A 20,542-nucleotide genomic window follows, 5' to 3' on the forward strand; every position below is an offset into this window, starting at 1 on the left:
GCACTTGGGGGAGAGCAGGATGCAGGCCGGGGACGTGCTGGACGGCAAGTACCGCTTGGTGGACGAGCTGGGCAGGGGTGGCTTCGGCGTGGTCTGGCGCGCCGAGGACACCCGGCTGGGCCGGGAGATCGCCGTCAAGGTGATCTCCGAGGCGGCCTACCGGAGCCCGGCCGACCTGGAGCGGTTCACCGACGAGGCCCGGGCGGTGGCCTCGCTGAACCACCCGCACATCGTCACCCTGCACGACCTGGGGGAGAGCGAGGGCCTGCACTTCCTGGTGATGGAGCTGGTCCGGGGCCGCCCGCTGTCCGCGCTGGCCCGCCAGGTGAAGCTCGAACTCCCGGAGGTGCTCCGGTGGTTGGGCCAGGTCTGCGAGGCGCTGGCGGCCGCCCACCGGGCCGGGGTGGTGCACCGGGACATCAAGCCGGAGAACATCATGATCGCCGACTCCGGCACCGCCAAGGTGCTGGACTTCGGCATCGCCCGGCTGGACGGCCGGGCGGCCGGGCTGACCACCGTCGGCACGGTGATCGGCAGCCCGCCCTACATGGCGCCCGAGCGCTGGACCGGCACCAAGGTGGACGGCCGCTCCGACCTCTACTCGGTCGGCTGCATCCTCTACGAACTCTGCGTCGGGAAGCCGCCGTTCGGCGCCGAGGACGTCTTCGTGGTGATGCACGGCCACGTCAGCGACCCGCCGCCGCGGCCGCGCGAGCGGGTGCCGGGCCTGCCGGCCGAGCTGGAGGAGCTGATCCTCGAACTGCTCGCCAAGGACCCGGAGCAGCGGCCGCCGGACGGGCTGACGGTGGCCCGCCGGCTGGCCGAGGTCCCGCTGACCAGCACCGCCGAGCTGCGCCGACGGGCGGACGAGGCCTGGACGCTGGCCTCGGCCGGGGCGCCGGCCGAGGCGGGCCGCCGGCTCTGGCCGCTGATCGGCGAGTTCGCCCGGGTCTGCGGTCCGCACGACCCGCGCACCCTGCGGGCCTGCCACGACCTGGCGCTCTGCCTGGCCGCCGAGGGCCGGTACCACGAGGCGGCCGGGCTGATGGCGGACGTGCTGGCCACCGGCGTCACCGGCCTGGTGGCCGAGGACGCCGCCCGGGACCTGGCCCGGTTCACCGCCCGGCTGAGCGGCCAGGCGGGGCCGGTGGGCGGTCAACTCGCCCTGCTGGTGGGCCGCTGAGCGCCTCCGGCACGCGCTCCAGCACGCCCGCGCCGAAGACCTCGTACAGCGGCAGGGTCTCCAGGTGGACGTACCCGATGTGGCAGTCGCAGACCGGCAGCGGGCAGGGCCGCTCGGCCAGGGCGGCCCGGTAGGAGCCGTCGTAGAGGTTGCCGAGCGGCGCACGGACGAAGTGGCAGCGCTGCACCGAGCCGTCGCCCATGACCGAGACCACCGAGGAGCCCGTCCGGCAGGCGTGGCCCTCGCTGGGGTGCGGGTGGCGGCTCCAGGCGAACAGCGGGTCGAGGGCCTGCCAGTCGGCCGCTTCGGCGTCGGTGTAGGTGCGGCCCTCGGCGGCGTTCACCCAGAGGTAGACCGACGGGTTCAGTGCCGCTCGCAACTCCCTTGCCGGGTCCAGGTGTTCGGGCTGGCCGACGATGCCGACGCTGTACCGGACGCCGAGCGCGTCCAGCTCCCGGCACTTGGCCAGGAAGCGGTCGAGGGCCACCTGCCCGGGGTGGTACGTCACCCAGAGGGCGAGGGCGTCCAGGTCGGCCTCGGCCAGCCAGCCGGTGCGGCAGCTGAGGTTGGTCTGGATCGCCACCCGGCGGACGTTCGGCAGCCGGCTGAGCTGCACCATCGCCCGCCGGTACCAGGAACGGACCAGCCCCTCGCCCCAGGGGGTGAAGAGCACCGAGAGGCCGGGCTGGGACGGCGCCCAGGCGGTGAAGCGCTCCAGTGCGGCCCGGTCGGCCCGCAGAGTCTGCGGGCTGTCCCGCCGCTTGGCGAACGGGCAGTACGGACAGTCGTAGTCGCAGGAGGACAGCGGGCCCCGGTAGAGGACGGTCAACTCCGGTGGCACCGGCGCCGGTTGGCCGGGCAGGCCGAGGAAGGTGGTCATCGCAGCTCGTACTCCGCCATCGCCGCCGCCACCGCCGGGGAGAACAGGGCGGGGCCGACCGCGTCCGAGTACGCCAGCCCCTCGGCGGTCAGCGCGAGTCGGCCACCGGTCTCCGACAGCCAGCCGCGCCCGTCGAAGGAGGCCAGCTCGGCCGGGAAGTCCTCGGCCGGGGTGGAGCCGAACCGACTCCGGTAGTCGTCGAGTTCGAGTCCTTCGGCCTGGAGCAGGGACTGCAGCAGGTGGCGGCGGCGGGCCTCGTCGCCGGTCATCGGGCGGCCCACCTCGGCGTGCCCGAAGTCCTCGGTGGCCACGTAGGAGTCGATGATCGAGCGCACCTCCTTCGGGTCCACCGCGTAGTCGAAGGAGTAGTGCAGCCGGGAGGTGTAGGAGCGCGCCCCGCAGCCCAGGCCCACCATGCCGTCGGTCTGGCAGCTGTACTCGCCCGCCACCTCGGCCGGAGCGTCGGCACGGCGGAACATCCGCATCGACACCTGCCGGTACCCCTGCGCCAGCAGGTGGTCCCGCCCGGTCCGGTAGAGCGCCAGGCGCCGGCCGTCCCAGTCCTGTGGGGTCTCCCGGCGGGCCAGCCCGGTCAGCGGACGGACGTAGAGCGGGTAGAGGTAGAGCTCCTCCGGCCGCCAGGCCAGCGCGGCGTCCAGCGAGCGCAGCCAGCTGGCCCCGGTCTGGCCGTCGATGCCGTAGATCAGGTCGACGTTGAGCACCGGGAAGCCGGCCGCCCGGATCCGGCCCAGCGCCGCCTCCACCTCGGCCCGCTTCTGCGGGCGGACGGCCGCCCGGGCCTCCTGGTCGTCGAAGGACTGCACGCCCAGGCTCAGCCGGGTGGTGCCGCGCTCGGCCAGCACCGCCAGCCGGTCGGCGGTGGCGGTGGCCGGGGAGGCCTCCACCGAGAGCGGCACGGCCCGCAGGTCCACGCCGGTGTGACGCTCCGTCAGGTCGCAGAGCCGCTCCAGCTCACCCGCCGTCAGGTAGGTCGGGGTGCCGCCGCCGAAGGCCGCCAGGGCGAACCGGGCCCCCTCGTCCAGGGCGGACCGGACGGCCGCGGCCTGCCGCTCCAGGGCGTCCAGGTAGGCGGTGGTCAGGCCGTCGGGGCTGCCGATCCGGGTGAAGAGGTTGCAGAAGCCGCAGCGCACCTCGCAGAACGGGACGTGCACGTAGAGCGAGAGCGCCTGCTGCGGCTCGTCCTGCCAGAGCTCGGAGAGCGCGGGGCGGTCCCGCAGCGGCCGGTAGGCGGTCTTGTGCGGGTAGGCGTAGACGTAGGACTGATAGGGCCTCATGAACGCTGCTGCTCCAAGAAACTGTGCTGTTCCAGAAAGAACTGTGCGTAGGGCACCGTCCAGACCACCTCGTGGCCGATCCGGTGGCCGGTGTAGCCGTCCTCGCCGTAGGCGGTGCCGTGGTCCGAGCAGACGACGGCGAAGCAGGGCCGCCGGGCGCTCATCGCGGCGAACAGGCGCCCGAGGTGGGCGTCCACGTACTCCAGCGCGGCGGCGTGGCTGGCCCGGGTGTCGCCGTCCTCGCGGGTGGCCCCGGGGAGGTGGAACCAGTTGGGCTGGTGCAGGGCGGAGACGTTGAGCAGCAGGAAGAGCGGCTGCTCCGGCGGCTGGGCCGCCGCGACCTGCTCGGCGCGGGCCACCTGGGCCTCGAAGGAGGTGGGCGAGGGGACGCCGAACTCCGGCTCCCAGTGGCTCTCCTGGAACATCCCGGGCAGCACCGAGCCGAGCGGACCCTGCTTGTTGAAGAAGCCGACCCCGCCGATGCAGACCGTCCGGTACCCGGCGGCGGCCAGGGCGGTGGGCAGGTCGGGCGCGTCGAAGACCCAGGTCCGCTCGGCGGTGGTCTCCGAGCCGCCGAACCGGGCCGCGAACAGGCGCGGGTGCGGCCCGTCCGGCGAGGCCGGGGTGGGCAGGAAGCCGGCCAGGATCGCCTGGTGGGCGGCGTAGGTGAAGCTGCCGGGGGAGTGCCGCCGCTCCCAACGGCCGCCCGGGAGCACGGCGGTGAGGTTCGGCAGCCGCCCGGCGGCGGCCAGCTCCTCGGCCACGTCGTAGCGGAGCGTGTCCAGGGTGACCAGCAGCAGGTCGTGGCTGCCGACCACCTCGTTCATGTCGGGGGTGTGGGGCAGGTCGGGTGTCTTCACTGTTCTCCGAGCAGCGCCGCGATCTGGGCGCCGTAGGTGTCGAGCCCGGGGGCGGGGCCCTCGGGGAGGCCGGGCAGGTTCGGCAGCAGGTCGCCGAAGGCGTTCACCTCGCCGACGTACGAGCGCCGCCAGCCGGCCGAGGGCAGCACGTCCACGCCCACCATCGGCAGGCCGGGCAGGCAGGCGGCGGCCCGTGCGCCGAGCTCCAGCAGCCCGGCCCAGTGCGGGCCGGCGGCGGCCCGCAGCTCCGCCGGCCCGCCCCGGCGGCCGCCCAGGTGGAGGTTGGTCAGCGGTCCGGCGGCGGTCCTGGCCACCACATGGGTGACCTCGCCGCGCACCACCACCAGACGCAGGTCGGCCGAGCGGCCGCCGAGCGCGGCCTTGGGCACCCACCGCTCCACGTGCAGCCCGTCCGGGGCCAGCCGGTCGACGATCGCGGCGATCTCGGCCTCGGCGGTGTAGCGGCGGACCCGGAGTGAGTTGTGCAGCCCGTCCGGGGCGAGCTCCACCGAGGTGGTGGCGTGCACCCGGCCGCGCGGGCCGAACTCCAGCGCCACCACCCCGGCGGCGGAGGAGCCGTGCGCGGGCTTCACGAAGACCCGGTTCAGCCCCGCCTCCGCCAGCCGCCGGCGCAGCCCGTCCCAGCCCTCGACCGGCCCGCCGCCGAGCGCCCGGGGCACCGGGACGCCGTGAGCCGTCATCAGTGCGTGGGTGGCCCGCTTGTCGCAGACCACGGCCACCTGGGCCGGGTCGGCCAGCAGCCGGGCGCCGGGGGCGCGGCCGACCGCCTCCGCCAGGGTGCCCAGGCCGCGCAGCAGCCCGGCGTACCAGGCGGCGCTCCCCTCCACCCGGGTCGGCGCGTACCCGGGGCCGCGCAGCAGCGCGTCCACCTCCGGGTCCTCGCCGGGGGAGTCCACCCGGACGGCGGCGCCCTCGGGGACCTCGACCGCGCCGCGCAGCACCTCCCGCCAGGGCAGCAGCACCGGCTCGGGCAGCCCGGCCGCCCGGACCGCCGCCGCGAAGAGCTCCACCCGGCGGTGGCCCGGGTGGCCGACGACCGCGTGACGGACCGTCATTCGCCGTTCGCCACGTACCGCCAGTCGTCCTCCGGGTCCTCGGCCCCCGAGAGGTCCAGCTCGACGCCGGGCAGAGCGGCGCGCAGCCGCTCCTGCGCGGCCGCGGTGAGGTAGTGGTGGTGCAGGTCGAGGCGCTTGAGGTGGGTCAGCCCGAGCAGGGCGTCCGATCCCGCGTCGGTCAGGGTGCCGAGGGCCAGGCTCAGCCCGTCCAGACGGGCGGTCAGCGGGGCGGCGGCCACGGCGGCGGCCAGCGCGTCCTGCCGCATGCCGTTCTCCAGACCGAGGTGGCGCAGGGCCGGGAAGAGCTCGCCGGAGAGCAGCGGGGCGAGGTCCTCGTCGGTGTAGCTGGCGCCGTAGTCGGAGGTGCCGAGCCAGAACTCCAGCCGCTCCAGCGCGGGCAGTTCGGAGGCCAGCACGGCCCGCACCACCTCGCCCGGCAGCCCGCCGGACTCGAAGCGCAGCGCCCGCAGGTGCTGGTGCTTCACCGGCTCCAGCCTCAGCCCGCCGTTGCCCTCGTAGTCGCCGTCGGCGCCGCGGACCACCAGCTCCGTCAGCTCCGGATAGGCCGTCAGCAGCGGGGTGACGTCGTCCATCTGGAGCCAGGAGATCTCGCACTCCTCGAAGGTGACCTCGCCGAGGAAGAGCCCCCGCAGCTGCGGGAAGCGCGCGGCGTCCGCCACCAGCGCGGTGACCACCGGGGTCACCAGCTCGTACTCCTCCTCCCACCACGGCCCGATCACCAGGGCCCGCACCCGCGTGGTGTCCACCGCCGCGGTGAAGGCCGCCCAGACCGCCGCGAAGTCCTGGCCCCCGTCGTACTCCACCTGCACCCGCCAGGCCACCGACTCCGGCGCGGGCCCGGCATCGGGCGTGCCCTCGTGGTCGGTGAAGTCGTGGACCGGGAGCCCGTGGAACTCCTCGATGTGCTTGCTGATCGCCATGGGCACCTGTCTACCAGTCAGCTCCGACGGAGCACCGGTGGCCCGCTGTCAAGCGTGCTGGACACCGAATCGGTGCTCCGGCGGCTTGGATGAATTGATAGGAATCCGCCGACTGGACACCTCTGGATCGAAGGCTCCGGCGGTTGATATACCTCGGATGCTCCTCCATGGCATGCGACGAACCAGGTGGTGATGGGCAGTGAAGCTCCTCCGAGTCGGCCCCCAGGGCGCCGAGCGCCCCGTGGTGCTCGGGCAGGACGGCACCGCGTACGACCTCTCCGGGATCACCGGCGACATCGACGGGGCCTTCCTGGCCGCGCTCGACCCGGCCGGGCTCGCCCGGGCCGTCGCGGCCGGCGAGCTGCCGGTCACCTCGATCGAGGGCGAGCGCACCGGCGCCCCGGTCGCCCGGCCGGGCAAGGTGGTCGGGATCGGCCTCAACTACCGTGACCACGCGGCGGAGGCCGGCGCGGCGATCCCGGCCGAGCCGGTGGTCTTCCTCAAGCCCTCCAACACGGTGGTCGGTCCGTACGACGAGGTCCTGGTGCCGCGCGGCAGCACCAAGACCGACTACGAGGTCGAACTGGCCGTGGTGATCGGGCGGACGGCCCGGTACCTGGACGACCACGAGGCCGCGGCCGCGGCGATCGCCGGGTACGCGGTGGTCAACGACGTGACCGAGCGGGCCTTCCAGTTCGACCGCGGCGGCCAGTGGGACAAGGGCAAGTCCGCCGAGACCTTCACCCCGCTCGGCCCCTGGCTGGTCACCCCGGACGAGGCCGGGGACCCGCAGGAGCTGGGGCTGCGCCTCTGGGTCAACGGCGAGCTCCGGCAGGACGGCACCACCGCCGAGATGATCTTCCCGGTGGTCGAACTGGTCCGCTACCTCAGCCACTTCATGGTCCTGGAGCCCGGCGACGTCATCGTCACCGGCACCCCCGCCGGCGTCACCCTCGGCCGCCCGGGCACCCCGTTCCTCCAGCCCGCCGACGTGGTCGAACTCGAGGTCACCGGCCTCGGCCGCCAACGCCAGGTCCTCGGCAAGGCCTGACGAACGGCGCACCTGGCTGACGGAAGTGGTCACACCGGGGGCGCGGGGAACTGCGCGCGGTGGAAAGGCAGCACGTGCAACCGGCTGACGGCGGTTCAGTTGCCGGTGGGCCGCCTCCCGACCCGCGCAGTTCCTCGCGCCCCTAACGGCCCAGGCGGTGCAGGAGGGCGACCGCCTGCGGGTCGCGGTCCAGGAGGGCGGTCAACACCCCTGCGGTCTGCGGGTCGTGGGCGGCGGTCGCGGCGGTCATCACCACGAACTGGTCGATCAGCCAGTCCCGCAGCGACTCCGGCTCGATCTGGCGCCCCTCGTCGAGCCAGGTCAGCGCCGAGGCCTCGACCACCGAGATCCAGGAGCGGACCAGCAGGGTCAGCCGCGGCCCCGCCGCCTCCCGCACCCCGAGGTGCCGCAGCGTCCGCCGCAGCGCGACCCGCCGCACCTCGTCCACGATCGCCCCGGTCCGCGCCGTCTCCACCACGGACCCGCCGCGCAGCAGCGCCCCGTACCCGGTGTGGTGCTCGGCCACGAACTCGAAGTACCGGTCCAGGACCGCGGCCAGCTGCTCGGTCGGCGTGCCGTCCGGCGGCACGGTGAAACGGCCCGACAGCTCCTCCGCCGCGCTGCGCAGGGCGGCCTCGTAGAGCTGCTGCTTTCCGGCGAAGTACCGGTAGACCAGCGGCCGGGAGGCGCCGGCCGCCTCGGCCACGTCGTCGAGGCTGACCTCCTCCGGAGGGCGGGAGGCGAACAGCTCCAGCGCCACCGCGATCAGCTGCTCCCGACGTTGCTGCACGGGCAGCCGCCGGTATCCGGGCCGCCGCGTCGCCGTGGCCGGGTCCGCCGGGACCTCCGCCGTGGCCGTGGCCGGAGCCGGTGCCGGTGCCGGGTCCGTGGTCGGGATCGTCGCAGTCATGGCCGTCAGGGTAGCCGCCCGCCCGGCCTCCACCCCTCCCCCGATCTGCTCCGGTTTCGGCGGGGCGGCCCGATGAAGCGGACATAACGGACCATCATGTCAGCGTCGGCCGCACCAGCGAGGGAGTCGGGTTGCAGGAGAGCGTGAACGAGCAGCCCGTGCGCCGGGGCGCGGCCGCCCGCGCGGGGCAGGCGGTCTGGCGGTACGTCAGGGCGGCGCCCGGCACCTTCACCTGGCTGCTGCTGCTGGCCTGCACCAGCTTCGTGGTGGCCCGGATCGACCCGGCCAACCTGGACTGGTTCCTGGGGAAGCGGTCCACCAACATCGACCAGCTGCGCTCGCACCCGGTGCACGCCCTGCTGGCCAGCGCGATCTGGACCGAGTCCGCCTCCTTCCCCTTCTACTTCGTGATCTTCAACGTCTTCCACGTCCCGGCCGAGCGCTGGCTCGGCACCCTGCGCTGGCTGGCCGTCGCGCTCACCGCGCACGTGCTGGCCACCTTCATCAGCGAGGGCATCGTCGCCTGGGGAGTGGACGCCGGACGGCTGCCGGAGAACATGGCCACCACGGTGGACGTGGGGGTCTCCTACGCGCTGGCCGGGGTCGAGGGCGTGCTCACCTACCGGTTCGCCGGCCGCTGGCGCTGGGTCTACGGCACCGGCCTGCTCTTCTTCTACCTCCTCCCGCTGATCACCTCGCACACCTTCACCGACCTCGGCCACTTCTGCTCGGTGCTGATCGGCCTGAGCTTCTACCGCTTCGCCCGCGGCCGCCCGGTCTGGGACCCGGTCGAGGCCCTGCGCGCCCTGCGCCGCCGTGCCGCCCCCTGACGGTCGGTCCGAACTGCCGGGGGCAGTTTCCGGCGGCGCCCCGGCATCCCTCTCCGGGGGGCTTGCAAACCGGCCCGCCTGCGCGAGGATGTCCGGATGGTTGAACCACTGATCAACTCCGACAGCGACGGCTCCACCCCGCGCCGCATCGCCGACGCGTACGTCCACGCCCTGGTCGCCCTCGACCCGCTGACCGCGGTCTACCTCGGGCTGGGGCCGCAGGACGACGACCGGCTCCCCGACCTCTCCCCGGCCGGCCAGGCCGCCGTGGCCGAGCTGGCCCGCCACACCCTGGCGCGGCTGGACGCGGCGGAGGCGGCCGGTGCGGCCGCCGACGAGGCCGAGCGCCGCTGCGCCCGGCTGCTGCGCGAGCGGCTGACCGCGGAGCTGGCCGTCCACGAGGCCGGCGAGGACTTCCGCGCCGTCCGCAACCTCTCCTCCCCGCTGCACGGCGTCCGCGAGATCTTCGACCTGCTGCCCACCGGGACCCCGGAGCAGTGGGAGCTGATCGGCCGCAGACTCGCCCGGGTGCCCGCCACCCTGGCCGGCTACCGCGAGCTGCTCGCCGAGGGCATCGAGCGCGGCCTGCTCTCGGGCCCCCGTCAGGTCACCACCGTGGTCGGCCAGTTGGAGGAGTGGCTGGAGGGCGGCCCGGGCGGCTGGTTCGGCCGCTTCGTCGAGCCGGCCCCCGCCGAGCAGCGGGAGGCCCTGACGGTGGCCGCCGTCTCCGCCGCCGAGGCCTTCGCCGAGCTGCGCGACTGGCTGCGCGACGTCTACGGCGCGGCCGCCGCCGGCCAGTCCGACACCGTCGGCCGCGAGCGGTACGCCCGCTGGGTCCGCTACTGGACCGGATCCGACCTCGACCTGGACGAGGCGTACGCCTGGGCCTGGGGCCAGTTCCACGAGCTGGACGCGCAGATGCGGGCCGAGGCCGGCAAGGTGCTGCCCGGAGCCACCCCGATGGAGGCGATGGCCTGGCTGGAGAAGGACGGCCCGGCGATCCGGGGGGAGGAGGCCGTCCGGGAGTACCTCCAGGGCCTGATGGACCAGGCGATGAGCGACCTCCAGGGCGTGCACTTCGACCTGGCCGACCCGCTGCTGCAGGTCGAGTCCCGGATCGCCCCGCCCGGCAGCGCCGCCGCCCCGTACTACACCGCCCCCTCGCTGGACTTCTCCCGCCCCGGCCGCACCTGGCTGCCGCTGCTGGGCCGGGAGAGCTTCCCGGTCTGGGACCTGGTCTCCACCTGGTACCACGAGGGCGTCCCCGGCCACCACCTCCAGCTGGCCCAGTGGACGTACTGCGCGGACAGGCTGTCGACCTATCAGGTCACCCTCGGCGGCGTGAGCGCCAACCTGGAGGGCTGGGCCCTGTACGCCGAGCGCCTGATGGACGAGCTCGGCTACCTGACCGACCCCGGCCACCGGCTCGGCTACCTGAACGCGCAGATGATGCGCGCGCTGCGGGTGATCGTGGACATCGGCATGCACGTCGGCCTGGACTTCCCGGCCGACTCGCCGTTCAAGCCCGGCGAGGCGATGCTGCCGGACGACGCCCGGGAGTTCTTCGGCCGCTACTGCGGGCTCTCGGTCGAGTTCCTGGACAGCGAGCTGATCCGCTACCTCGGCCTGCCCGGCCAGGCGATCGGCTACAAGCTCGGCGAGCGGGCCTGGCTGCGCGGCCGCGAGGCGGCCCGTGCCGCCGCCGCGGCCCGCGGCGAGGAGTTCGACCAGAAGGCCTGGCACATGGCCGCGCTCTCCCAGGGCTCGCTGGGCCTGGACGACCTGGTCGAGGTGCTGGCCGCACTGTAGCGGCGGACGGCCGCCCGGGCACCGGCCCGGGCGGCCGAATTGCCGCTCACCCGTCCGAGGGATCTCCTGGATGGAGCAGCTCGGAGAGAGCGCGCTCTCTCCGGCGTCCCCCGGAAGGCGGCCCACGGTGTCCCATCTGCACGCTCCCGAAGACCGCACGGCCGATTCCCGCCGCTGGTGGGCACTGGCCGTGATCGCCATCGCCCAGCTGATGATCGTGCTGGACGCGACCATCGTGAACATCGCGCTGCCATCCGCCCAGAAGGCCCTCGGCATCTCGGACGCCAACCGGCAGTGGGTGATCACCGCCTACACGCTGGCCTTCGGCGGACTGCTGCTGCTCGGCGGCCGGATCGGCGACCTGTTCGGCCGCAAGCGGACCTTCACCGTCGGCCTGCTCGGCTTCGCGGTGGCCTCCGCGATCGGCGGCCTGGCCACCGAGGGCTGGATGCTGTTCGCCGCCCGCGCCCTCCAGGGCGCCTTCGGCGCGGTGCTCGCCCCCTCGGCCCTCTCGCTGCTCTCCACCACCTTCACCGACCCGAAGGAGCGCTCCACCGCCTTCGGTGTCTTCGGCGCCATCGCCGGCTGCGGCGCGGCGATCGGCCTGATCTCCGGCGGTCTGCTCACCGAGTACCTGGACTGGCGCTGGTGCCTGTTCGTCAACATCCCGATCGCCCTCGGCGCCGCGATCGGCGCCTTCTACCTGCTCCAGCGCGACCACGTGGAGAAGCACCACCGGACCAGGCTCGACCTGCCCGGCGCGGTGCTCGGCTGCGGCGGCCTGCTGGCCATCGTCTACGGCACCTCGGAGGCCACCGGCCGCGGCTGGGGCGACTGGCTGGTGCTCGGCTGCCTGGTGCTCGGCGTGCTGCTGCTGGCCCTGCTGGTCGTGGTGGAGAAGCGCACCACCCACCCGCTGCTGCCGCTGCACATCATCGGCGACCGCAACCGCGGCGGCGCCGCGCTGGCGGTCGGCATGGCGATGATCGGGATGTTCGGCCTGTTCCTCTTCCTCACCTACTACCTCCAGGTGATCAAGGGGTACTCGCCGGTCATGGCCGGCGTCTCCTTCCTGCCGATGACCGGGGCGATCATCCTGGCCTCCACCGGCTTCGCGGCCCGGATGATGACCAGGGTGCCGTCCCGGAACCTGGTGGTGCCCGGGCTGCTGCTGGCCGCGGCCGGCATGGCCTGGCTGATCAACCTCAAGGTGGACAGCTCCTACCTGACGATGGTGCTGCCCAGCGAGCTGCTGCTCGGCTTCGGCATGGGCCTGATCTTCATGCCGACCATGAGCCTGGCCACCCTCGGCGTCGCCCCGAACGAGACCGGCGCCGCCTCCGCCGTCATCAACACCGCCCAGCAGGTGGGCGGTTCGATCGGCACCGCGCTGCTCAACACCATCGCGGCCAGCGTCACCACCACCTACCTGGTGAGCCGGAACGCGGCCGACCCGGCGGTGCAGGCCCAGGGCGCGGTGCACGGCTACTCGGTGGCCACCGTCGTGGCCATGGGCATCCTGATCGCGGCGGCGGTGATCGCCTTCCTGATGATCGACCACAAGCCCGTCCCGGGGGAGGCGGAGTCCGAGCGGACGGTGCACGCGGCGGTCTGAGCCCCGCCCGACGGGGCGTCAACTCCCGGCAATCCCTTGCGGAAAGATCCCGCAAGGGATTGCCGTCGTGCGGGCGCCCCTGGTTGACTCCCGCCATGACCGAGAACGACCTGCTGGTGGTCGGCGGAGCCGGCGTCGACACCATCGTCCGGGTGGACCGGCTCCACCTGCCCGACGCCGACTCGCTGCACGTCCCACCGGTGCGGGACCACGCCGCACACACCGGCACCGGGGTCGCGCTCGGAGCCCACCGGCTGGGGCTGCGCACCACCTTCCTCGACTACCTGGGCGACGACCCGCAGGCCGAACTGCTGCTGGCCGAATTCCGGCGCCACGGGCTGCCGTTCCACCACCTGGTCTCCCCGGACGGCACCCCGCGCTCGGTCAACCTGGTGGATGCCCAGGGCCGCCGGTTCTCCTTCTACGACGGCCGGCACCCGGCGGCGCTGCGGCTGCCGTCCGCCTTCTACCTGCCGCACCTGGAGCGCAGCCGGCACGTCCACCTCTCGATCACCGGCGTCAACCGCGACATGTTCGAGGACGTCCGGCGGCTCGGCCGGACCAGCTCGACCGACCTGCACGACTGGGACGGCGAGAACCCGCACCACCTGCACTACGCGCTCAACGCCGACCTGGTCTTCCTCTCGGCGGCGGGGAGCCGGGGGCGGACGGCGGACCTGATGCGGCGCGTCCTGGCGGACGGCCGGGCGCGGGTGGTCTGCGCCACCGACGGCGCGGCCGGCAGCCTGGTGCTGCTGCGCGAGGACCCCTCTGTCCTGCACCACGTCCCGGCCGTGGACCCGGGCCGCCCCGTGGTCGACACCAACGGCGCGGGCGACGCCCACGTCGCCGGCTTCCTGCACGCCTGGCTCGCGGGCCGCCCACCGCTCGACGCCGCCCACGCGGGCGCACTGACCGGGGCGTACGCCTGCACCGCCGCCGGAACGGGGCCCGTCGTACGCACGTGGTGACGCGAGGGACGTAGCGGCGATCCCGGGCGCGTGCCGGGACGTGCCCCGCAGGGGCGCGGGGAACTGCGCGCGGGGGAACGGCAGCACGTGCAACTGGCTGACGGTGGTTCAGTTGCCGGTGGGCCGCCTTCCGATTCGCGCAGTTCCTCGCGCCCCCAGGTCGCTGCCCTTCCGGGCCGAGTCCTACGTGTGGTCGTCCGGGCGGATCTCTATGTGGTCGGCCGCCAGGTCGGCCGCGACGCGGTGCTGCATGCCGAGGGCCGCCACGAACTTCGGGGGGAGCTGGACCCGGCCGGTGCGGTCGAGCATCACGTACTCGCGCTCGCTGACGCTCTCCTGGCCGTCCTCGTCGGTGACGGTGCGCCGCAGGACCTCGCTGCTGGTGCGGCCGTCGCGGATGGCGACCGTGCGGCGGACCTCGCCGGCCACCATCGGGTCGTGGGTCACGACCACCACCGTGACGCCGAGTTCGCGGTTGACGGTGCGCAGGGCCTCGAAGACGCCGGCGGCGGTCTCGGAGTCGAGTTCGCCGGTCGGCTCGTCCGCCAGCAGGACGGCCGGGTCGTTGGCCATGGCGACGGCGATGGCGACGCGCTGCTGCTGGCCGCCGGAGAGCTGGGCGGGGCGGCGTCCGGCCAACTCGCCGATCTCCAGGGCCTCCAGGAGCTCGCCGACCCGGGCGGCCTGCTGCCGCCCGGACTTCCGGGAGCCGCCGCGCAACTGCATGGGCAGGGCCACGTTCTGGGCCGCCGTCAGGAAGGGCAGCAGGTTGCGCGCGGTCTGCTGGAAGACGAAGCCGACCACCTCGCGGCGGTAGCGCAGCAGTTCCTTGCCGCCGAGGGTGAGCAGGTCGCAGCCGGCCACGGTGGCGGAGCCGGCGGTCGGGGTGTCCAGCCCGGCGAGCACGTTGAGCAGGGTGGACTTGCCGCTGCCGGAGGCGCCGACCAGGGCGACCAGGTCGCCGCGGTCGACGGTCAGGTCGAGACCCTGGAGGGCCTGGACCTCCACCTTGTCGGTGGTGAAGATCCGGACCAGCCGCTCGCAGACGATGGCGGCGTCGCCCTTGGGGGCCGCCGGGGCGGCGGCGGCCAGCGCCTTGGCCCGGAGGTCGGCCAGGCTGGGCGGTGGGGTGGTGGTCACTGGTCACCTGCTCTCAGTTCGGTGGTGATCTGGCGTCGGGCGGTGACGGCGGCCTCGGCCAGCACCGCGAGGGTGGCCAGCGCGGCCAGGCCGAGGGCCTGGGCGGCGACCGGGCCGGTGAGCAGCCGCAGGCCGGGGTCGACGGCGGTGCCGACCAGCGGGCTGAGGTCGACGGCCGGGCCGAGCAGCAGGACGGCGGCCACCGCGACCCCGGCTCCGCCGGCCGCGGCCAGCAGTACCGGGGGCAGCGATTCGGCGAGCACCAGGGCCAGGCCCTGACGCGGCATCAGGCCCATGGTGCGCAGCCGGGCGAGCAGCGCGGCCCGTTCGGGCACGGCCCGGACCAGGGTGAGCAGCACGGCGAGCACCGCGTAGAGGGCGGTGGTGGCGACGGCGGCCCAGAAGGTGCGTTCGGCGGCGGCCTGGAGCGGGTCCTCGCCGAGCGCGCGCACCGTCCCGGCGCTGGTGTGCACGCTGAAGCCGGGCTTCTGCGCGTCCGGCACCGCGGCGTCGTCGACCCGGGGGAAGCTCTTCTCGGCGAGCGCGCGCAGGGCGCCCTCGTCGACCGGGCCGGTGGCGAGCCAGCTGTTGGCCGGGCCGACCGCCGGCACGGCGGCGATCTGCACCGTCGGGATGGAGGTGCCGAGCACGGCGGGGCTCATGCCCACCGTGCCGACGGTGTGGATCCGCAGCATGCCGCCGGGCAGGTAGAGCTTGTAGTCGCCCTGCGGGATCGAGGGGCTGACCAGGGCGGGCAGCACGCCGTCCCGGGCGGGGCCGAGCAGGGCGGGGTCGAAGGTGCCGCGCCCGGCGACCGCGGCCACCTCGGCGTACGGGACGGGGTCGGCGGCCACCAGGGCGACCCGGGCCGAGCCGCCGTCCTCCGAGGTCATGGTCAGGTCGTCCTCGGTCCGCACCGGGACGGCGGTGCGGACACCGGGCAGCCGGGCGGCGGCCTCGGCGAAGCCGTCCGGGAGGGTGCCGGGCACCAGGGCCCGGACGGTGGCGTCGCCGCCGACCTGGTAGCGGGCGGAGGCGGCGCGCTCGGTGGTCACCCCCGCCAGGGCGGTGGAGCCGAAGGCGGCGCAGCCGACCGCGAGCAGCAGGGCCAGCAGGGGCAGGACCGAGGGCCGTCCGCCGGGACCGCCACGGGCGGCCCGGGCCAGGCCGAGGAAGCCCACCGCGCCGGGACGGCGGGCGGACCACCGGGCCGGCAGGCCGATCAGCAGCGGCTGGAGCCGGGCCAGCAGCACCGCGCCGGAGAGCGCGAGCAGCAGCGGGGCGGCGACCAGCAGCGGGTCGATGCCCTCGCCGACCGGGGTCACGCCCCGGCGGCGGGCCTGCGTCACGGCGGCCACCGTGGCGGCCAGGACGAGGAGTTCGGCCATCAGCCGGCGGCGGCTGCCGGGCTTCGGGGCCCGCAGGGCGAGCAGCGCCCGGACCGGGAAGGCCAGCCAGGCGAGCAGGGTGACCGTCACCGCCGCGACCAGAGCGGTGGTGTGACGGTACGTCGGGAGGAGCAGCAGGGCGGTGGCGGTGCCGAGCGCGGCGGTGGGGAGCACGGTGACGGCGCCCTCCGCGAGCAGCCGCCGGGCCAGCCCGCCGGTGCTGCCGCCGCGGGCCCGGAGCAGCCGGAGTTCGGCGCTGCGGCGGTCGGCGGCCAGCGCGGCGGCCAGGCAGAGCACCACGGCGGCCACTCCGGCGGCCCCGGCGGGGCCGACCGAGGTGAGCGTGGTGGCGGCGGTCTGCCGGGCCCGGGCCTCGTCGATCAGGGCGCGCAGCTGGGACTCCACCCGCAGGTCGGCGCGCCGGCTCTCGGAGACCACGGAGGCGGCGACCGGGCCGGAGGTGACGGTGGCCAGCGAGCCGGAGGTCTCGGCGAGCCGGTCGGCCCGCAGCGCCTCGGTGCTGACCGGCAGGCGCCAGAAGTCCATCGTGCCGGTGCCCCAGGCGCCGACCGCCTTCACGTAGTCGGGGCTGACCAGGGCGGCCGCCTGCCAGTACATGTCGTACGGCGGGGTCCGGGTGTAGGTCTGACAGGCCTTCAGCGCGCAGCCGTGGCCGATCCAGAACGGGTCCTTGGGGTCGGCGGTGAACAGCCCGGCCACCTTGACCCGGGGGGCCTCGCCGCCGAACCGCGCGTCCGCTCCGGCGTCCAGGACCTGGCCGAGGTGGATGTTCAGGGTCTTGGCGGTGGCCTCGGAGAAGACCACCGGCCAGGGCTCGCCGTCCTGCGGCCGACCGGTCGGCCACTGACCCTGCGTCAGCCGGAGGTGCTTCTCGGCCTCGTGCAGGTAGAGCAGGGTGAGCTCCGGCGGCACCCCGTCCGGAGCGGCCACCCCCGGGGTGCTGAGCCCCTGCCAGTGGACGCCGCCGGTGCCGTACACCGGGCCGCCCGGAGCGAGCGGCAGCTCGGCGCCGATCTTCTCGGTGAGCAGCTTCGCGACGGAGTCCAGCGAGGCGATCTCGTTGCCGTACCGGCCGGGAGCGCCGGCGTGCAGGCTGGTGGCGTCCTCGCCGGCACCGGCCAGGTAGCCGCGCAGCGCGCGGTCGGCGCCCCGGTCCGCGGTCAGCGGGAGGGCGGCGGCCAGGAAGGCGGTGACCAGGGCGAGCAGCGCGGTCAGCAGGGCGGCCGCGGGCATGGCCCGCAGACGGGTGCGGACCCAGGGCGCGCCGGCGGGGCGGTGCCGGGGCTCCGGCCCGTCCGGGGTGGTGGTCAGCTGAGCGGTCATGACTCCTCCGGGCGGCGCAGACCGGCGGCCGGGCCGCCTCGACGGGCGCCGCCGAGCGCGGCCGTGAGCAGCGGGAGCCCGGCGGTGGCGGCGGTCAGCGCCAGGGTGGGCCAGAGCGGCAGGCCGACCAGCACCTCGGGCAGGGGCTGCCGGGCGGCCGGGGTGAGCACCAGCAGCGGCACCACCAGCTGGACCAGGGCGGCGCCGAGCACCAGGCCGACGCCGGTGCCGAGCAGCACCAGGACGGCCTGTTCGGCCGCCACCGCCCGGGTCAGCAGCCGCCGGGGCGTGCCGAGTGCCAGCAGGACGGCGGACTCGCCGGCCCGTTCGGTGGCCGAGGCGGCGGCGGAGGCCGCGAAGCCGATCGCCGCCAGCAGCGCGGAGACCACCGCCAGCGCGGCCAGCGCGCCCTGCGGGGCGGCGCTCAGCGGATCGCGCAGCATGGCGTCGGCGCGCTCGCCGGAGAGCTCCAGCTGCTGGAGGCCGGGCCCGCCGCGCAGCGCGGCGGCGGCCACGGCCGGGGCGCGGTCGCCCGGTGCGGCGGCGGGCAGCCACCACTCCATCAGGGCGCCGGTCTCCATCCCGCGGGCGGCCAGCCGGCCGTGCACGGCCGGCAGGTCGACGGCGATCGCGGTGGCCCCGGCCACCGGCAGCGCCTCCACCGCCCGGACGACCCGCACGGGCAGCTTCACCCCGCCGACCAGGACCTCGATCCGGTCGCCGGTCTTCGCGCCGATCGAGGCCAGGTAGTCCCGGGTGGCGACGGCGGGCAGCGGCCCGTCGTCCGGGCGCCCGTCGGGCCGGGCCCCCGGCGGGGCCAGCACGACGGAGGCCAGGCCGAAGGGGGAGGCGCCGGTCGGCTGGTACCCCATCGCCAGGCCGCCCTCCGGGCCGGGCAGCACCTTGAGCGCGTCCTTCGGCGTCGACTCGCCGGGCCGGACCTCCGCCTCCTGGTGCGCCTGCCAGCCGGTGCCGGGCAGCGCCACCGGCGCGGCCGGGCCGTCGGCGGTGTCGGACACCGCGAGCCGGCGGACCGTCAGTTCGCCCTCCGGTTGGGCGTAGCTCTGGGGGAAGTTGACCAGCACGGCGGCCAGCGTGAGCGGGGTGGCGACGGAGCCGACCGGCGGGCCGGCCAGGGCGGCCAGGTCGACCCGGACGGTCCGCTCGCCGCCGGTCCCGAGCGAGGGCACCGACACCCGGTGCACCAGGCCGTACCGGTCACGGAGCATCAGCCGGAGCGAGGGGCCCTGGACCGAGTCCGGCGGGAAGGCGGTCTCCGGCATCGGGCCCAGCTTCACGTCCACGGTCAGGTCGATCCGCACCGGACTGCCGGGCAGCGGCACGCCGCCGCCGGGCGCGCCGGCCAGCGGGCCGAGCACGTCCCGGGCCGGGACGCCGTCGAACAGGTCGGGGCGGACGGGCAGTTCGCGGGCCGCCTTGGCGGTGTCGAGCAGCAGCAGCTTGCCGATCTTGCCCGCGGGCAGGCTCTGGTCCACCTGCGAGGCCGGGACGAGCCGCTCGCCGCCGGGCAGCGCGCCGTAGCGGCCGGACTGGCCGAGGACGCCGATCGCCGAACCCCAGATCCGCAGGCCGCCGCCGGTGGCGAAGTCGGCCTGGTCGTGCTGGGAGCGGCTCCAGGCGGTGTGCTGACCGAGCGCCAGCACGCCGGTGGCCACCGCCAGCACCAGCAGCAGCACCGGGCCGTTCGCCCGCCCCGGGCGGCGGGCCAGCTGCCAGCCGGCCAGCGCCGGACCGAGCCCCGTGCCGCGGGCCGCCGTCCGGGCGCCCCAGCGGGCCGCGAACGGCAGCAGTCGCAGCACCAGCAGGGTGCCCGCGCAGAGCGCCAGGGTCGGCGCCGCGACCAGCACCGGGTCGACCCCGAGCTCGCCGTCCGCGGCGGTGGACAACCCGCCGGTACGGCCTGCCAGCTGACGGTAGGCCAGCACCGCGAGCACCAGCAGCGCCACGTCCGCGCCGGAGCGCGCGGCCGTGCTCACCACCGCCTGCCGCCGGGACCGGGTGCGCTGCGCGCCGCCCCGGGGCAGTGAGGTCAGCACCACGCCGGCCAGCGCGCAGACCAGCGCCACCGGCCAGCGCTGCCACCAGCCGGTGCTGTCCAGCGCCAGCCCCGCCAGCGCCTCCTGACGGCCCAGCAGCCGCAGCACCGGGCCCGCCAGCAGGGGGGCCAGCAGCACGGCGGGCAGCGCGAGCAGCACCGACTCCACCGCCGTGTACCCGGCCAGCTGGGCCCGGCTGCCGCCGCGCGCGGTCAGCAGCGCGTTCTCGCCCGCGCGGCGCTCGGTCACCAGGTGCACCACCAGCAGCAGTGCCGCCACCGCCAGCACCACCAGCTGGAGCGCCCCGATCAGCAGCGTCGACCGGGCCACCAGCGCGGCCGAGCGCAGCTCGCCGACCAGATCGGCCAGGCCGGTCTCGGCCTGCAGCCCGCTGCGCTGCTGGAAGTCCTCCCGCAGCTGCGGGAGACGCTGCCGGAGCGACGCCATCCGCTCGGTGGTGACGGTGGAGAAGTCCGTGGTCAGCAGCCAGCTGCGGCCGCCCTGGTCCACCCGGCCGCCGGTGAACGCGGAGTCGTCCACCAGCATCGGCCCGTACGTGGTGAAGCCCTTGACCTGCACCTCGCGGGCGCCCAGCGGGTCCAGCCGCCAGTAGTCCGCGGAGCGGTCGGCGGCCCGGTAGACGCCGGTGACCAGCACGTCGAGCGGGACGTTGGTGTAGCGGTCGACGATGGTCAGCTTCGCGGGCAGCGCGGCGGCGTCCAGGCCCAGCCGGGGGAGCGCGCCCTGCGGCGCGGCCACCTCGACCGGGGCGCCCGGCCGCGGCGGCTGCGGCAGCCGGCCGCCGAGCAGCTCGACCCGGTCGGGGGAGAGGGCGGCCAGTACGGTCAAGTCCGGCTGCGCGTCGGCCGGTTGGGCCTGCTTGGCGGGCAGCCCGTACGCCTTGCTGCGGGCGACGCTGCGGGTGGTCACCGGCAGCCCGTCGAACACCTCGCGGCCGAACGCGGCCACCGCGGCGTCGTCCTTCTCGCGCGCACTCTGACGGTCGGTCCCCACCAGTACGGCGGCCCGGGGCTCCCCGGTCAGGGCACGGCGGAGGCCGGCCTCGCCGACCGTGCGGTCGAATGCCGCCAGCGCGGTCAGCACGGTGGTCGTGGTGAGCACCATGAGCAGGACCGCAGCGGCGAGCGGCAGCCGCCCACGCAGGCGCCGCAGAACGAACATGAACATTCCC

General features: G+C 75.2%; 15 protein-coding genes. 6 read left to right on the top strand and 9 right to left on the bottom strand.

Annotated elements, in window-relative coordinates:
* Positions 1 to 19: 19 nt before the first annotated feature.
* Positions 20 to 1,183 (top strand): serine/threonine-protein kinase, encoded by a 1,164-nt coding sequence (locus ABD946_RS36810; protein WP_345290073.1) that lies wholly within the window; start codon positions 20 to 22, stop codon positions 1,181 to 1,183.
* On the opposite strand, the gene ABD946_RS36815 is transcribed toward ABD946_RS36810, so the two are convergent.
* Genes ABD946_RS36815 through ABD946_RS36835 form a run of 5 tightly spaced genes read right to left on the bottom strand, consistent with a single transcriptional unit; the run spans position 1,116 to position 6,235 of the window.
* Positions 1,116 to 2,063, bottom strand: coding sequence for an STM4011 family radical SAM protein (locus ABD946_RS36815; protein ID WP_345290074.1), 948 nt, complete (start codon positions 2,061 to 2,063; stop codon positions 1,116 to 1,118). The two genes, ABD946_RS36810 and ABD946_RS36815, sit on opposite strands and share 68 nt — an antisense overlap.
* Positions 2,060 to 3,358, bottom strand: coding sequence for an STM4012 family radical SAM protein (locus ABD946_RS36820; RefSeq protein ID WP_345290075.1), 1,299 nt, complete (start codon positions 3,356 to 3,358; stop codon positions 2,060 to 2,062). The genes ABD946_RS36815 and ABD946_RS36820 overlap by 4 nt, the downstream gene beginning before the upstream one ends.
* Positions 3,355 to 4,185: an STM4013/SEN3800 family hydrolase gene (locus tag ABD946_RS36825; RefSeq protein ID WP_345290246.1), complete on the bottom strand. Its 831-nt coding sequence runs from the start codon at positions 4,183 to 4,185 to the stop codon at positions 3,355 to 3,357. The genes ABD946_RS36820 and ABD946_RS36825 overlap by 4 nt, the downstream gene beginning before the upstream one ends.
* A gap of 29 nt (positions 4,186 to 4,214) precedes the next feature.
* Positions 4,215 to 5,294: an STM4014 family protein gene (locus ABD946_RS36830; protein WP_345290077.1), complete on the bottom strand. Its 1,080-nt coding sequence runs from the start codon at positions 5,292 to 5,294 to the stop codon at positions 4,215 to 4,217.
* A complete protein-coding gene (locus ABD946_RS36835) occupies positions 5,291 to 6,235 on the bottom strand; it encodes an STM4015 family protein (protein ID WP_345290078.1) in 945 nt (314 codons plus the stop codon). Before ABD946_RS36835 ends, ABD946_RS36830 begins: the two co-directional genes overlap by 4 nt.
* Before the next feature lie 199 nt (positions 6,236 to 6,434).
* On the opposite strand from ABD946_RS36835, the gene ABD946_RS36840 reads away from it, so the two are divergent.
* Positions 6,435 to 7,286: a fumarylacetoacetate hydrolase family protein gene (locus tag ABD946_RS36840; protein ID WP_345290079.1), complete on the top strand. Its 852-nt coding sequence runs from the start codon at positions 6,435 to 6,437 to the stop codon at positions 7,284 to 7,286.
* A gap of 142 nt (positions 7,287 to 7,428) precedes the next feature.
* Here ABD946_RS36840 and ABD946_RS36845 read toward each other — a convergent pair whose 3' ends face one another.
* Entirely contained in the window at positions 7,429 to 8,196 is a 768-nt protein-coding gene (locus tag ABD946_RS36845) for a TetR/AcrR family transcriptional regulator (RefSeq protein WP_345290080.1), read from the bottom strand.
* A gap of 143 nt (positions 8,197 to 8,339) precedes the next feature.
* On the opposite strand from ABD946_RS36845, the gene ABD946_RS36850 reads away from it, so the two are divergent.
* From ABD946_RS36850 to ABD946_RS36865, 4 genes are all read left to right on the top strand, one after another.
* On the top strand, positions 8,340 to 9,026 hold the full coding sequence (locus tag ABD946_RS36850; protein WP_345290081.1) for a rhomboid-like protein: 687 nt from the start codon (positions 8,340 to 8,342) through the stop codon (positions 9,024 to 9,026).
* A 96-nt stretch (positions 9,027 to 9,122) separates the two neighbouring features.
* Positions 9,123 to 10,835 (top strand): DUF885 domain-containing protein, encoded by a 1,713-nt coding sequence (locus tag ABD946_RS36855; protein WP_345290082.1) that lies wholly within the window; start codon positions 9,123 to 9,125, stop codon positions 10,833 to 10,835.
* 70 nt (positions 10,836 to 10,905) lie between these two features.
* Positions 10,906 to 12,450 (top strand): MFS transporter, encoded by a 1,545-nt coding sequence (locus ABD946_RS36860; protein WP_380150123.1) that lies wholly within the window; start codon positions 10,906 to 10,908, stop codon positions 12,448 to 12,450.
* A gap of 95 nt (positions 12,451 to 12,545) precedes the next feature.
* Complete coding sequence (locus tag ABD946_RS36865) at positions 12,546 to 13,421, top strand: carbohydrate kinase family protein (protein ID WP_345290083.1); 876 nt, start codon at positions 12,546 to 12,548, stop codon at positions 13,419 to 13,421.
* Positions 13,422 to 13,604: 183 nt separating this feature from the next.
* Here ABD946_RS36865 and ABD946_RS36870 read toward each other — a convergent pair whose 3' ends face one another.
* The 3 genes from ABD946_RS36870 to ABD946_RS36880 are packed head-to-tail and all read right to left on the bottom strand — an operon-like array spanning position 13,605 to position 20,532.
* On the bottom strand, positions 13,605 to 14,561 hold the full coding sequence (locus tag ABD946_RS36870) for an ABC transporter ATP-binding protein (RefSeq protein WP_380150122.1): 957 nt from the start codon (positions 14,559 to 14,561) through the stop codon (positions 13,605 to 13,607).
* Positions 14,558 to 17,293: a hypothetical protein gene (locus ABD946_RS36875; RefSeq protein ID WP_345290085.1), complete on the bottom strand. Its 2,736-nt coding sequence runs from the start codon at positions 17,291 to 17,293 to the stop codon at positions 14,558 to 14,560. The genes ABD946_RS36870 and ABD946_RS36875 overlap by 4 nt, the downstream gene beginning before the upstream one ends.
* Positions 17,290 to 20,532 (bottom strand): FtsX-like permease family protein, encoded by a 3,243-nt coding sequence (locus ABD946_RS36880; RefSeq protein ID WP_345290086.1) that lies wholly within the window; start codon positions 20,530 to 20,532, stop codon positions 17,290 to 17,292. The genes ABD946_RS36875 and ABD946_RS36880 overlap by 4 nt, the downstream gene beginning before the upstream one ends.
* Positions 20,533 to 20,542 lie beyond the last annotated feature (10 nt).

Origin of the sequence: Kitasatospora albolonga, from assembly GCF_039535905.1 — a bacterium.
GTDB classification, from domain to species: Bacteria; Actinomycetota; Actinomycetes; order Streptomycetales; family Streptomycetaceae; genus Kitasatospora; species Kitasatospora albolonga.

Excerpts from the sequence above, each read along its gene's own strand:
- ABD946_RS36880 (WP_345290086.1), bottom strand. The coding sequence starts at position 20,532 with ATGTTCGTTCTGCGGCGCCTGCGTGGGCGGCTGCCGCTCGCCGCTGCG.
- ABD946_RS36835 (WP_345290078.1), bottom strand. The coding sequence starts at position 6,235 with ATGGCGATCAGCAAGCACATCGAGGAGTTCCACGGGCTCCCGGTCCAC.
- ABD946_RS36810 (WP_345290073.1), top strand. The coding sequence starts at position 20 with ATGCAGGCCGGGGACGTGCTGGACGGCAAGTACCGCTTGGTGGACGAG.
- ABD946_RS36820 (WP_345290075.1), bottom strand. The coding sequence starts at position 3,358 with ATGAGGCCCTATCAGTCCTACGTCTACGCCTACCCGCACAAGACCGCC.
- ABD946_RS36875 (WP_345290085.1), bottom strand. The coding sequence starts at position 17,293 with ATGACCGCTCAGCTGACCACCACCCCGGACGGGCCGGAGCCCCGGCAC.
- ABD946_RS36845 (WP_345290080.1), bottom strand. The coding sequence starts at position 8,196 with ATGACTGCGACGATCCCGACCACGGACCCGGCACCGGCACCGGCTCCG.
- ABD946_RS36815 (WP_345290074.1), bottom strand. The coding sequence starts at position 2,063 with ATGACCACCTTCCTCGGCCTGCCCGGCCAACCGGCGCCGGTGCCACCG.
- ABD946_RS36855 (WP_345290082.1), top strand. The coding sequence starts at position 9,123 with ATGGTTGAACCACTGATCAACTCCGACAGCGACGGCTCCACCCCGCGC.
- ABD946_RS36830 (WP_345290077.1), bottom strand. The coding sequence starts at position 5,294 with ATGACGGTCCGTCACGCGGTCGTCGGCCACCCGGGCCACCGCCGGGTG.
- ABD946_RS36825 (WP_345290246.1), bottom strand. The coding sequence starts at position 4,185 with ATGAACGAGGTGGTCGGCAGCCACGACCTGCTGCTGGTCACCCTGGAC.
- ABD946_RS36860 (WP_380150123.1), top strand. The coding sequence starts at position 10,906 with ATGGAGCAGCTCGGAGAGAGCGCGCTCTCTCCGGCGTCCCCCGGAAGG.
- ABD946_RS36865 (WP_345290083.1), top strand. The coding sequence starts at position 12,546 with ATGACCGAGAACGACCTGCTGGTGGTCGGCGGAGCCGGCGTCGACACC.